This window comes from Phytopseudomonas flavescens (genome assembly GCF_900100535.1).
Taxonomy (GTDB): domain Bacteria; phylum Pseudomonadota; class Gammaproteobacteria; order Pseudomonadales; family Pseudomonadaceae; genus Aquipseudomonas; species Aquipseudomonas flavescens.
The window spans coordinates 36,781-49,355 of record NZ_FNDG01000032.1; the positions used below are offsets into that span (position 1 = coordinate 36,781).

Consider the following 12,575-nt stretch of genomic DNA (forward strand, 5'->3'; position numbering starts at 1 on the left):
CAATTAACGAGTTTCACGTCAGGAAGCAGATGCCATGACGACACCCATCATCCGAACCGCGCTGTTCGTTCCCGCCTCGCGCCCCGAGCGCATCCCCAAGGCGCTGGCCAGTGGCGCCGACGCGGTAATTGTCGATCTTGAGGATGCGGTACAGGAAAGCCTCAAGGTCGAAGCGCGCGACAACCTGAAGCGTTTCCTGACCGACAATCCCGAAGCGCGTCTGCTGGTGCGTATCAACTCCTCCGAACACGCCGGGCACGCCGCGGACATCGCGCTGTGCCAGCGCCATGAAGGCGTTATCGGCGTGCTGCTGCCCAAGGTGGAGAGCGTGGCGCAGGTGGCGCGGGTCGCCGAGGCCGGCAAACCGATATGGCCGATCATCGAAAGCGCCCGTGGCCTGCATGAGCTGCCGGCCATCGCCACGGCCGCCGGTGTCGAGCGGCTGTCGTTCGGCGCCCTGGATCTGGGCCTCGACCTGGGCCTGAACAGCGGCACCACGGCGGCCGAGCGCCTGCTCGACCAGGCCCGTTACGCGATCCTGCTGCACAGCCGGCTGGCCGGGCTGGCGGCGCCGCTGGACAGCGTATTCCCGGCGATCCAGGACCAGGCCGGCCTCGACCGCGCCAGCCGCGATGCGCGTGACACGGGCTTCGGCGGGCTGCTGTGCATCCACCCCTGCCAGATCGCCGTGGTGCATCGGGCGCTGGCGCCATCGGCCGAGGAACTGGCCTGGGCACGCCGGGTGCTGCAGGCCGGCGCGGGCGGCGACGGTGTGTTCGTGGTCGACGGACAGATGGTCGATGCACCGGTGGTCGGCCGCGCCAGACGCATCGCCGAGCGTGCCGGGGCAGCGGGCTAGGCGGCGTTCGGCGATGGTGAACGCGCCTTTGCACAATGGTGAATTCCGTGCAGGGATCGCAACGTTGTAAACAGTGATCAGTGGCTCGAACGACTGCCCAACTACAAAAACAAGATGAGGTACACCCATGCTCAAGCTATCCCTCAAGGCGCTGGTCTGCGCTGTGTCGCTTTCCGTGGCTGGCGCGTTGCACGCTGCTGATCCCATAAGCATCAAGTTCGCCCACGTGGTTGCCGAGCACACGCCCAAGGGCCAGGGCGCGCTGCTGTTCAAGAAGTTGGCCGAGGAGCGGCTGTCCGGCCGGGTCAAGGTCGAGGTGTACCCCAACTCCTCGTTGTTCGGTGATGGCAAGGAGATGGAAGCGCTGCTGCTCGGTGACGTGCAGTTGCTGGCGCCTTCGCTGGCCAAGTTCGAGCATTACGCCAAGCCGATCCAGATCTATGACCTGCCGTTCCTGTTCGACAATATGGAGGCGGTCGACCGCTTTCAGGCCAGCGAGCAGGGCAAGGCGCTGCTGACCAGCATGGAAGGCAAGGGCATCACCGGCCTGGCCTATTGGCACAACGGCTTGAAGCAGTTGTCGTCGAACAAGGCGATGCACGAACCCAAGGATGCCCGTGGCCTGAAGTTCCGCGTACAGGCTTCCGCGGTGCTCGACGAGCAGTTCAAGGTGCTGCGTGCCGCGCCACGCAAGATGAGCTTCGCCGAGGTCTATCAGGGCCTGCAGACCGGGGTGGTCAACGGCACCGAGAACACCTGGTCGAACTACTTCAGCCAGAAGGTGCATGAGGTGCAGCCGTTCTTCACCGAATCCAACCATGGCCTGATCGATTACATGGTGATCACCAACACCAAGTTCTGGAACAGCCTGCCCGAGGATGTACGCAGCGAGCTGGACACGATCATGGTCGAAGTGACTGCCGAGGTGAACCGTCAGGCCGACGAGCTCAACAAGGAAGCCCGTGCCGCCATCGTCAAGGCGGGCACCAGCGAGATCATCGAGCTGACTCCCGAGCAGCGCGAGAAATGGCGTGAAGCCATGCGCCCGGTATGGAAGAAATTCGAAGGCGAGATCGGTGCCGAGCTGATCGAGGCGGCCGAGGCGTCCAACCAGGCACAGTGACAAGCCGCCACGCCCCCAGAGGCCGCGTCGACAGGACGCGGCTTTTTCGTATCTGCAACCCAGGCCACATTCCCATCCCGGCGGCATGAAGCCCTGGACCGATCGCAGCCCGATCTGCCGCTTCGGAGTCTCGGTATATTTCAAAGTATTTCTGAAATCGATACCGAGTATTACAAAATGTAATTGGGCTATTCACTGCCTGGGCAGTAGTCTGCACGGCATTCACTGCCTGGGCAGGTAATTCCCGATGCCACATTTCGACCGCGAGCGGTTCTCGCTGCAGCACTCCCCCGGCCACCTCATTGCGCTGATCAATCAGCTCAAGGATCGCATGCTGGAACGCCATCTGGTGGACCACGGCGTGACTGCCGCGCAGTTCAAGGTGGTGCTGCTGATCAGCCAGAGCCGCGCCAGCACGCCCGCCGATCTGGTGCGTTTGCTCAGTCTCGACAGCGGGGCGATGACCCGCATGCTCGACCGCCTGGAGCAGAAGGGCCTGCTGACTCGCGAACGCAGCCATGAGGATCGCCGCCAGGTACGCCTCAGGCTCACCGAGGCGGGCAATGCCCTCGGCGTGCGAGTGCCGCAGATCGCCGCGGATGCCACCAATGAGCTGACCGGCTGCCTGAGCCGCACCGAACTCGACGAATTCCAACGCCTGTTGAAAAAAATGCTGATGGCCGCCGATGCGCTGCCGCACGTGCCAGGAGAATGATGAACACCATGCCGTTGCGTACCCCCTTGACCCTGATTTTCAGCGCGCTACTGCTGGCCGCCTGTGCCTCGCAGGAGGGCCTGCACACCGAAGGTCATACCCTGGATGCCGCCAGCCTGCAGGGGCAGACCTTTGCCGCCAACCTGTCGCCGGCTGCCTGGCCGGCGAGTGACTGGTGGAATCGCCTGGGTGATCCGCAGTTGAGCGGGCTGATCGAAGAGGCCCTGGGCAGCAACCCGGACCTGCAGGTCGCCGATGCCCGTGCCCGCCAGGCCAACGCTGCTGTGCTGGCCGCCGATGCGCAGCGTCAGCCGACCTTGGACGCCAATGCCAACGTCACCCGCTCACGCTCCGCCCGGGTCGATGACCCCAGCGGGCAGGGCGGCCGTTACGGCACCTTGCGCAGCCTGTCGCTGGAGGGTGGCTACCGCTTCGATCTGTGGGGTGGCGAGCGGGCCGCCTGGGAAGCGGCGCTGGGCCGTGCCCGTGCCAGTGAGGTGGATCGCCAGGGCGCGCGCCTGACCCTGGCCGCCGATGTGACCCGCGCCTACAACGACCTCGGCCTGGCCTACGCCACCCGGGATCTTGCCGAGCAGGACCTCAAGCGCAGTCGCGACATGCTCGACCTGGCCCGCAGCCGTGTCGATGCCGGCCTCGACAGCGAATACCAGTTGCAACAGACCCAGAGCCTGGAAGCCGCCGCCGAAGCCAGCCTGACCGCCGCCACCGGGCAGGTCGACAGTGCGCGCATTCGCCTGGCCGTGATGCTTGGCCAGGGCCCGGATCGCGGTGCCACGCTGCCCCGGCCGCAGCTGATCGCCCCCACGGCGGTCAGCCTGCCGGCCAACGTGCCGGCCGAGTTGCTTGGCCGTCGTCCCGACCTGGTCGCCGCGCGCTGGCGCGTCGAGGCAGCCACCCGCGATATCGATGCCAGCAAGGCCGATTTCTACCCCAACCTCAATCTGAGCGTCGCTGCTGGCAGCAAGTCGCTGCTCGGCGATGCGATGTTCGGTGGCGCCAGCCGCTTCTTCAGCGTTGGCCCGGCTCTCAGCCTGCCGATCTTCGACGGTGGCGCTCGGCGCGCCGCGCTGGCTGGGCGCAACGCCGATTACGACGTGGCCGTGGCGCAGTACAACCAGACCCTGGTTGGCGCGCTCGGCGATATCGGTGACGGCATCAGCCGCATTCGCTCCCTCGAGCAGCAGATCGAGCAGCAGCAACGGGCCCGTGACATCGCCCGCAGTTCCTACGACATCGCCATGCAGCGCTATGCCGATGGCATCGGCAATTACCTCGATGCGCTGAGCGTCGAGCAGCAACTGCTGCAGAGCGAACGTCAACTGGCCAATCTGCGTGCCGAGCGTATCGACGCGTCGGTGCTGCTGATGCAGGCCCTGGGTGGTGGCTTCGAGGCTGCCGCTCCATCATCCACTTCCGCACGCTGAGTACTCGCCATGACCGAATCTCAAGCCACTCCCGCCGCCCCTAATTCGGGCAAGCGCAAACGCCTGCTGCTGGGCCTCGGCGTCATCGTCGTGCTGTGCAGCGTGGCGATCTTCGCCTACCACGAGCTGTACGGCCGCTTCTATGAAGAGACCGACGACGCCTATGTCGGTGGCAACCTGGTGCAGATCACCCCGCAGATCACCGGCACCGTCACGCGCATCGCCGTGGATGACGGTGACTATGTCGAAGCCGGCCAGCCGCTGGTGTGGCTGGACCCGGCCGACACCGAAGTGGCCCAGCAGAGCGCCGAGGCCAACCTGGCGCGTACGGTGCGTCAGGTGCGCGGGCTGTACAGCAACGTCGACAGCTACAAGGCCCAGGTGGCCTCGCGCAAGATCGACGTGCAGCGCGCCAAGGCCGACTATCAGCGACGCGTGACCCTGGCCAGCAAAGGCGCGATTTCCCGTGAGGAACTGGCCCACGCCCAGGACACCCTGAGCAGCGCGCAGAGTGCGCTGACCTCCGCCCAGCAGCAGTTGGACACCAACCAGGCGCTGGTCGATGACACCGTTATCGCCTCCCACCCGGACGTGAAAAGTGCCGCCGCACAGCTGCGCCAGGCCTTTCTCAACAACGCCCGCAGCACCCTGGTGGCGCCGGTCAGCGGTTACGTGGCACGCCGTTCGGTGCAGGTCGGTAGCCGCATTCAGCCCGGTACCGCGCTGATGGCCGTGGTGCCGCTGCATGAAATCTGGATCGACGCCAACTTCAAGGAAACCCAGCTGCGCGAGATGCGCATCGGCCAGCCGGTGACCGTCGAGGCCGATCTGTATGGCGATGAAGTGACCTATCAGGGCCACGTCGAGAGCCTCGGCGTAGGTACCGGCAGCGCCTTCTCCCTGCTGCCGGCGCAGAACGCCAGCGGCAACTGGATCAAGATCGTGCAGCGTCTGCCTGTGCGCATCCGCCTGGACGAAGAAGCGCTGCAGAGCCATCCGCTGCGTATCGGCCTGTCCACCGCGGTAACCGTGGACCTGCACGACCAGAGCGGTGCCCAGCTGTCCACCCAGATGCCGAGTGAGCCGCGCTTCAGTACCGCCGTCTACGACGCGCCGCTGGTCGAGGCCGATGCGCTGATCGAACGCATCATCCACGCCAATGGCCCGGCCCAGGCCTCCACGGCTCGGGGCTGACATGAGCGACGCCAACTTTCGCCCGGCCAGCATGCTGCTGGCCACCATCGGCATCTCCCTGGCGACCTTCATGCAGGTGCTCGACACCACCATCGCCAACGTCGCCTTGCCAACCATTTCCGGCAATCTGGGTGTCAGTTCGGAGCAGGGCACCTGGGTCATTACCTCGTTCGCCGTGTGCAACGCCATCGCCTTGCCGCTGACCGGCTGGCTGGCGCGGCGCTTTGGCGAGGTGAAGCTGTTCCTCGCCGCGGTGGTGCTGTTCGTGATCACCTCGTTTCTCTGCGGCATCGCCCGTTCGATGCCCGAACTGGTGGTGTTCCGTGCCCTGCAGGGGCTGGTCGCCGGCCCGCTGTATCCCATGGCGCAAACCCTGCTATTGGCGATCTTCCCCAGCGCCAAGCGCGGCATGGCCCTGGCGCTGCTGGCGATGGTCACGGTGGTCGCACCGATCATCGGGCCGATTGCCGGCGGCTGGATCACCGACAGTTACAGCTGGCCGTGGATCTTCTTCATCAACATACCGATCGGCATTCTGGCCACCTTCGTGGTCTGGGCGCAGTTGCGCAAACGGCCGGAAACCATCGTCCACCAGCCCATCGACTACATCGGCCTGGCGTTGCTGGTGCTGGGGGTCGGCATGCTGCAGGTGGTGCTCGACAAGGGCAATGACCTGGACTGGTTCGAGTCGACCTTCATCCAGATCGGTAGCGCCGTGTCGGTGGTCTCGCTGGTGGCGCTGGTGATCTGGGAACTGACCGATCAGCATCCGATCATCAACCTGCGCCTGTTCATGTACCGCAACTTCACTTTCGGTACCCTGGCGCTGGTGCTCGGTTACTCCGGGTTCTTCGGCATCAACCTGCTGTTGCCGCAGTGGCTGCAGACCCAGTTGGGCTACACGCCGATCTGGGCCGGGCTCGCGGCAGCGCCGATCGGCATCCTGCCGCTGTTCCTGTCGCCGCTGGTGGGCAAGTACGCGCACAAGTTCGACCTGCGCCTGCTGGCCGGCGGATCGTTCCTGGTGATTGGCGCGTCGTGCTTCATGCGGGCCTCGTTCAACACCGAGGTGGACTATCGGCATATCGCCGAGGTGCAGGTGTTCATGGGCCTGGGGATCGCGCTGTTCTTCATGCCCACCACCAGCATCCTGCTCTCCAGCCTGCCGCCGAAGGACATCGCCGACGGCTCCGGCCTGGCCACCTTCCTGCGGGTACTGGGCGGTAGCTTCGCCTCGTCGCTGACCACCTGGATCTGGCATCGCCGGGAGATCTATCACCACGCGCAACTGACCGAGCACGTCACGCCCTACGATCCGGCCACCCACCAGTATCTGGAGCAGCTCGGCGGCGCCTCGCAATCGGCCTACCTGCAGATCGACCGGGTGGTGGAGAGTCAGGCCTACATGCTCTCGACCGTGGATTACTTCACGTTGATGGGCTGGCTGTTCTTCGGCCTGATCCTGATCATCTACCTGGCCAAGCCCCCATTCTCCGCCAAGGGCGCAGCGGAGTCGGGCGGCGGGCATTGAAGTCGAGCGATCAGGCTTGTGCTTCGCTCATCCATTTCGGTTTCGGATAACGGCGTTCTGAAGTGCCGGCCTTGAGGATGGCGCCGGGCACCTCGTGGCCGATCAGCTCCGGCAGGGTGGCCGCCGCCGCCAGCAGCGCTTCGAGGTCGACGCCGGTGTTCAGGCCCATGCGCTGGAACATGTGCACCAGGTCTTCCGTGCAGATGTTGCCGCTGGCGCCCGGCGCATAGGGGCAGCCGCCGAGCCCGCCGAGGGAGGCGTCGAACCGCTCGATGCCGGCATTCAGCGCCGCCAGGGCATTGGCCAGGCCCATGCCACGGGTATTGTGGAAATGCGCGGTGAACAGCGTCTCGGGCCAGCGCCGCAGCGACTCGCGGCAGATGCGCTCGACCTGGGCGGGATCGGCCATGCCGGTGGTGTCGCAGAGGGTCACGCCCTGAACGCCAAGATCCAGCAGGCGCTGGGTCAGCTCATGGACGCGCGCCTCGGGCACCGCGCCTTCGAACGGGCAGCCGAAGGTGGTCGACAGCGACGCATTGATGAACACCCCGCTGCCGCGAGTGGCCTCGATGATCTCGCGAAACTGCGCCAGCGACTGTTCCGGCGTCATGCGCAGGTTGGCCAGGCCGTGGGTGTCGCTGGCCGACATCACCAGGTTGATCTCGTCCACCTGGCACGATAGCGCCCGCTCGCAGCCGCGCAGGTTGGGTACCAGCACGGTGTATTCCACGCCGGGGGCGCGGCTGATACCGCGCATCACCTGTTCGGCATCACGCAGATTGGGTATCGCCTTGGGCGAGGTGAACGACGTGACTTCGATCTTCGCCAGGCCGGTCTGCGACAGCTTGTCGATCAGCGCGATCTTGTCCTCGGTCGGCACGAAGGCCGCTTCGATCTGGAAACCGTCACGGGTGGCGACGTCCTGGATATAAAGGCGTTTGGTCATGGGCAAGTCCTGGTTGTGTCGGGCTACGGGCTGCGGCTCGTAGGGTGGATCGGCGCACGTAGCTGATGCTTCATCCTTCCACCACAGCGATTGCATGTAAGAGGCTGGCCAAGCTTCCTTCGCTCTGCGGCACATTTGGTGGACAAGCTCCGCGTTGCCCACCCTACGCATCCGTTGTGGCGTAGGGTGGATGGCGTTTTATCCATCCACCGTTACAGGGCATGTCGGGATTTCTCAGATGATCCCGCGCTCGCGCAGGCCCTTGACCTGCTCGTCGCTCAGGCCCAGACCGGCCAATACATCATCGGTATGTTCGCCCAGCTGCGGGCCACCTTCACCGATGCGGCCCGGGGTGCGGCTGAGTTTCGGCAGCACGCCCGGCACTTTCAGCGGGCCGGCGCTGGTGCGTACCGTCTCGATCATCTGCCGGGCCAGGTAATGGGGGTCGCTGACGATATCGGCGGCGGTGTAGGGATAGCCCGCCGGCACCCGCGCGCCCTTGAGTGCGTCGATCACCTCGTCGCGGCCGCGCTGGGCCGTCCATTCGCCAATGGCAGCGTCGATCATCTCGGCGTGCTGGCTGCGCCCGTCGTTCTGCGCCAGGCGCGGGTCGTCGGCCAGGTCAAGGCGGCCGATCAGGTTCATCAGGCGCTTGTAGATGCTGTCGCCATTGCCGGCGATCAGCACGTAGCTGCCGTCGGCGCACGGGTAGGAGTTGGAGGGGGTGATGCCGGGCAGGGCGCTGCCCGCCGGTTCACGCACGTAGCCGAAGGCGTCGTATTCGGGCACCAGACTTTCCATCATGGCGAACACCGACTCGTACAGGGCAACGTCGATCTGCTGGCCCTGGCCACTGCGGTTGCGCTCCTGCAGGGCGAGCAGTACACCGATCACCCCATACAGCGACGACAGCGAGTCGCCGATGCTCACGCCGACCCGCACCGGCGCCTGGCCGGGGTAGCCGGACAGGTGGCGCAGGCCGCCCATGGCCTCGCCGATCACGCCGAAACCCGGCAGGTCGCGGTAGGGGCCGGTCTGCCCATAGCCGGAGATGCGCAGCATGATCAGCCGCGGGTTGATGCGTGACAGTTCGTCCCAGCCCAGGCCCCATTCCTCCAGCGTGCCGGGGCGGAAGTTCTCCACCAGGATGTCGGCTTCGGCGACCAGGCGGCGGACGATGTCCTGGCCTTCGGCTTCCTTGAGGTTGAGGGTCAGTGACTGCTTGTTGCGTGACTGCACGTGCCACCACAGCGACGTGCCGTCCTTGATCTTGCGCCATTTGCGCAGCGGGTCGCCGATACCCGGCGGTTCGATCTTGATCACCTCTGCACCGAACTCGCCGAGCAGTTTGCTGGCGAAGGGGCCGGCGATCAGCTGGCCCATTTCGATGACCTTGAGCCCGGCCAGGGCCATGGGTGTTACGGTTGAGTCGGCAGACATGTGCGAATTCCCGATGACTGGGGTCGATGGCGGCGAGCATCTCCCACGGCGGGCCTGGCCGCAATCAGTCAATCGCCAAGTCTGGCTTCGCCTCTCGCGAAGGCTTATGGTGTGGCCGCTCCTGCCCGGCGCCAGTCGCGGCGATGAGCCTTTCGCCAATCACGAAGCGGAGCCTGCCATGCGCGTGGATTTTCTGACCCTCAAGCTGTTCGTGGCCATTGCCGATGAGCGCAGCCTGACCCGGGCCGCCGAGCGCGAGCACCTGGCGCTGGCGGCGGTGAGCAAGCGCATCAGCGACCTCGAGGCGCACCTGCGCACGCCCTTGCTGTATCGCCAGCCAAAGGGCGTGGCGTTGACGCCAGCGGGCGATGCGCTGCTGCACCACGCGCGCAACCTGCTGGACAACATTCAGCACATGCAGGCCGACCTCAGCGAGTTCAGCGAAGGCATCAACGGCCATGTGCGCATCCACGCCAACACCTCGGCGGTGATCGCCTTTCTGCCCGAGGACCTCAGCGCCTTCACCGCCCAGCACCCGCAGATTCGTATCGATCTGGAAGAGCGGGTCAGCAGCGAGATCGTCCACGCCGTGCGCGAGGGGCTGACCGATATCGGCATCTTCGCCGGCCATGTGCAGGCCGATGGCGTGCAGGTCTTTCCCTACCGCCGCGATCGGCTGGTGCTGGTGGTGCCGAACGAGCATCCCCTGGCGACCCGCGAACGGGTGACCCTGCTGGACACCGTGGGCTACGACTTCATCGGCCTGCAGAAGGAGGCGTCGCTGCATGCGCTGATCAGCGAGGCAGCGCAGCAGGTAGGCGCGCATTTGCGGGTGCGCATCCAGGTGCGCAGCTTCGAGGCGATCTGCCGGATGATCCACACCGGCATGGGCATCGGCATCCTCCCCGAGCAGGCCGTGCGCACCTATCTGCCGGGCATGGCGGTGCGTGCCGTGGAGATCGAGGATGCCTGGGCGATCCGCGCGTTGAACATCTGCGTACGGCACTACGACAACCTGTCGCTGATCGCCCGGCAGATGGTCGATCACTTGGCTAGGGTCTGTTGACGTTTCAGCGCGAGCCGCGTTGCTGCGAGAAATCTCGCCAAGCGAGGCGGAGGACGCAGGGAATGGCATTCCCTTTTCAAGTCCTCCAACGACGCATGGCGTGATTTCCCGCGCAACCCGTAGGGCCGGGCCAGTTTTAGCGCGATGCTGCGTTTCTCGGTGGCTCATTTGGCCAGCCAAACTTCGCACCTCGTGCCTTGCCTCGCGCTAAAACTGGCTCCGGCGCGGTCGTGCTGACACGTCAATAGACCCTAGTGACCCTGCCTTCGGCAACCACGAAGGCAGGCTTGGCCAATCAAGAATTTAGTCGCTCTCGGCGCTGCAGTAGAGTTCGTCGCGAACAAAGGCATCCGGCAGGGCACTGACCCGCCGCACTAACAACAACAGGAGATCGCCTCATGTCCCGCTTACTCTCGCGCAGCTTGTCCTGCGTGCTGCTTTCCACCGCCATGGCCTTCGGCGGCGCCGCGCAGGCCGAAGAAATCGTCATCAAGTTCGCCCACGTCGCCTCCGACCAGACGCCCAAGGGGCAGGGCGCGCGCATGCTGCAGAAACTGGTGAAGGAACGCTTGGCGGGCAAGGCGCGCGTGGAGGTGTACCCGAACTCTTCGCTGTTCGGCGATGGCAAGGAGATGGAGGCGCTGTTGCTCGGCGACGTGCAACTGCTGGCGCCTGCACCGGTGAAGCTGGAGAAGTATCAGCCACGGGTGCAGATCTTCGATCTGATGTTCCTGTTCGACAACGCTGCGGCGTCACAGCGTTTCGAGCAGTCGGCCAAGGGCCAGGAGCTGCTGCACAGCCTGGAGAACAACGGCATTCTCGGCCTGGCCTACTGGCTCAACGGCATGCGCCAGTTCACCGCCAACAAACCATTGCACGTGCCGAGCGATGCCCGGGGCATGAAATTCCGCGTGCAGCCTTCGGACCTGCAGGCCGCGCAGATCAGCGCACTGCGTGCGGTGCCGCGCAAGATGGCCTTCGCGGAGATCTATCAGGGCCTGCAGACCGGGGTGATCAACGCCTCCGACAATCCCTGGTCGAACATCTACAGCCAGCGCCATTATGAAGTGCAGCAGTACATGATCGAATCCAACCATGCCGTCGGCAACTACATGCTGATCACCAATGCGGCATTCTGGAACGGCCTGCCAGAGGACGTGCGTGGCGAGCTGAGCAGCATCATCGATGAGGTCACTGCCGAAGTGAATCGCCAGGCGCTGGCGCTCAACGAAAAGGACAAGGAGCAGATCCTCGCCAGCGGCAAGCATGAGCTGATCACCCTCAGCGACGAGGAGCGGGCACAGTGGCGCGATATCATGCGACCGATCTGGAAGCAATACGAAGGCAGGATCGGCAGTGACCTGATCGAAGCGGCCCAGGCCGCCAACGCTGCTGGCCAGTAATCCAGAGAACACGGAGACCGCCATGCTCGATCACCTGGATCATCTGGTGCTGACCGCGGCCGATGCTGACGCGACCACGCACTTCTACGTCGAGGTGCTGGGCATGCGCCTGGAGACCTTCGGCAATGGCCGCCAGGCGTTCTGCTTCGGCAACCAGAAGATCAACCTGCACGTGCGTGGTAAGGAGTTCGAGCCCAAGGCTCACCTGCCGGTGCCGGGTGCGCTGGATCTGTGCTTCATCGCCAGTCAGCCCTTGGAGGAGGTGATCGCGCACCTGCAGCGGGTCGGCTGGCCGATCATCGAAGGGCCGGTGATGCGCACCGGCGCCACGGGGCCGATCCGCTCGGTGTACCTGCGCGACCCCGACCTGAACCTGATCGAAATATCCGAACCGGCCTGAGCCCCGAAAGGCCGTTACAAGGCGATAGCAGCCGTAGGGTGGATCGGGGCGCGTAGCTGACGCTCTTTTCATCCACCATCGCGATCGCAGAGCGGTGGACGGATGAAGCGTCGTCCACCCTACGAATGTCCGCTAGCGCCTTTAACTTGGAGCTTGCCGCTTGAAGCTGCCCCTGCACTATTCGCCCACGCCGAAGGCCGCGTTTACCAATCGTGAATATCTGCCCGCCAGACGGCGGGGTTAGAGTCGGCTTGGCAAAACAATTACAACAACTCTCTCTGGGAGACCGCTGATGAATGCGTTGCAGCGCCTATGGAATCGCCTCGAGGAAGCCGCCGTGGCGTTTCTTCTCGCGGCGATGACCCTGGTCACCTTCTCGTACGTGGTGTTCAACAACCTCTACGGCGTTTTCTATGCCCTTGGCGATGCGCTGCCGTTCGCAGGCGATGCGCT

11 protein-coding genes and 1 pseudogene are annotated in these 12,575 nt (G+C 64.8%); 10 read left to right on the forward strand and 2 right to left on the reverse strand.

The features are described 5' to 3' along the window. Window positions 1-34: 34 nt before the first annotated feature. From BLR94_RS25890 to BLR94_RS25915, 6 genes are all read left to right on the forward strand, one after another. Window positions 35-859, forward strand: coding sequence for an HpcH/HpaI aldolase/citrate lyase family protein (locus tag BLR94_RS25890; protein ID WP_084308775.1), 825 nt, complete (start codon window positions 35-37; stop codon window positions 857-859). 127 nt (window positions 860-986) lie between these two features. After that, a complete protein-coding gene (locus BLR94_RS25895; RefSeq protein WP_084308774.1) occupies window positions 987-1,982 on the forward strand; it encodes a TRAP transporter substrate-binding protein in 996 nt (331 codons plus the stop codon). 247 nt (window positions 1,983-2,229) lie between these two features. After that, window positions 2,230-2,697, forward strand: coding sequence for a MarR family winged helix-turn-helix transcriptional regulator (locus tag BLR94_RS25900; protein WP_084308773.1), 468 nt, complete (start codon window positions 2,230-2,232; stop codon window positions 2,695-2,697). After that, on the forward strand, window positions 2,697-4,142 hold the full coding sequence (locus BLR94_RS25905; RefSeq protein ID WP_175154262.1) for an efflux transporter outer membrane subunit: 1,446 nt from the start codon (window positions 2,697-2,699) through the stop codon (window positions 4,140-4,142). The genes BLR94_RS25900 and BLR94_RS25905 overlap by 1 nt, the downstream gene beginning before the upstream one ends. A 9-nt stretch (window positions 4,143-4,151) precedes the next feature. Then, a complete protein-coding gene (locus BLR94_RS25910; RefSeq protein WP_084308772.1) occupies window positions 4,152-5,336 on the forward strand; it encodes an HlyD/EmrA/EmrK family protein in 1,185 nt (394 codons plus the stop codon). Between the two features lies 1 nt (window position 5,337). Next, window positions 5,338-6,867 carry a DHA2 family efflux MFS transporter permease subunit gene (locus BLR94_RS25915; RefSeq protein WP_084308771.1) on the forward strand — a complete coding sequence of 510 codons (1,530 nt, stop codon included), beginning with the start codon at window positions 5,338-5,340 and terminating at the stop codon, window positions 6,865-6,867. Between the two features lie 10 nt (window positions 6,868-6,877). Here the strand turns inward: BLR94_RS25915 and BLR94_RS25920 are convergent, their stop codons facing one another. Further along, the gene (locus BLR94_RS25920; RefSeq protein WP_084308770.1) at window positions 6,878-7,813 is read right to left on the reverse strand and encodes a hydroxymethylglutaryl-CoA lyase; all 936 of its coding nucleotides are present in this window, start codon (window positions 7,811-7,813) and stop codon (window positions 6,878-6,880) included. Between the two features lie 234 nt (window positions 7,814-8,047). Then, window positions 8,048-9,253 carry a CaiB/BaiF CoA transferase family protein gene (locus BLR94_RS25925; protein ID WP_084308769.1) on the reverse strand — a complete coding sequence of 402 codons (1,206 nt, stop codon included), beginning with the start codon at window positions 9,251-9,253 and terminating at the stop codon, window positions 8,048-8,050. A gap of 178 nt (window positions 9,254-9,431) precedes the next feature. Between BLR94_RS25925 and BLR94_RS25930 the strand changes: the two genes are divergently transcribed. The 4 genes and pseudogenes from BLR94_RS25930 to BLR94_RS28100 all read left to right on the forward strand — a co-directional run. Then, complete coding sequence (locus BLR94_RS25930) at window positions 9,432-10,319, forward strand: LysR family transcriptional regulator (protein ID WP_084308802.1); 888 nt, start codon at window positions 9,432-9,434, stop codon at window positions 10,317-10,319. Between the two features lie 398 nt (window positions 10,320-10,717). Continuing rightward, window positions 10,718-11,722 carry a DctP family TRAP transporter solute-binding subunit gene (locus BLR94_RS25935; protein WP_084308768.1) on the forward strand — a complete coding sequence of 335 codons (1,005 nt, stop codon included), beginning with the start codon at window positions 10,718-10,720 and terminating at the stop codon, window positions 11,720-11,722. 22 nt (window positions 11,723-11,744) lie between these two features. Then, a complete protein-coding gene (locus BLR94_RS25940; RefSeq protein ID WP_084308767.1) occupies window positions 11,745-12,122 on the forward strand; it encodes a VOC family protein in 378 nt (125 codons plus the stop codon). 292 nt (window positions 12,123-12,414) lie between these two features. After that, window positions 12,415-12,575: pseudogene (locus BLR94_RS28100) on the forward strand (C4-dicarboxylate ABC transporter); the annotation flags it as partial.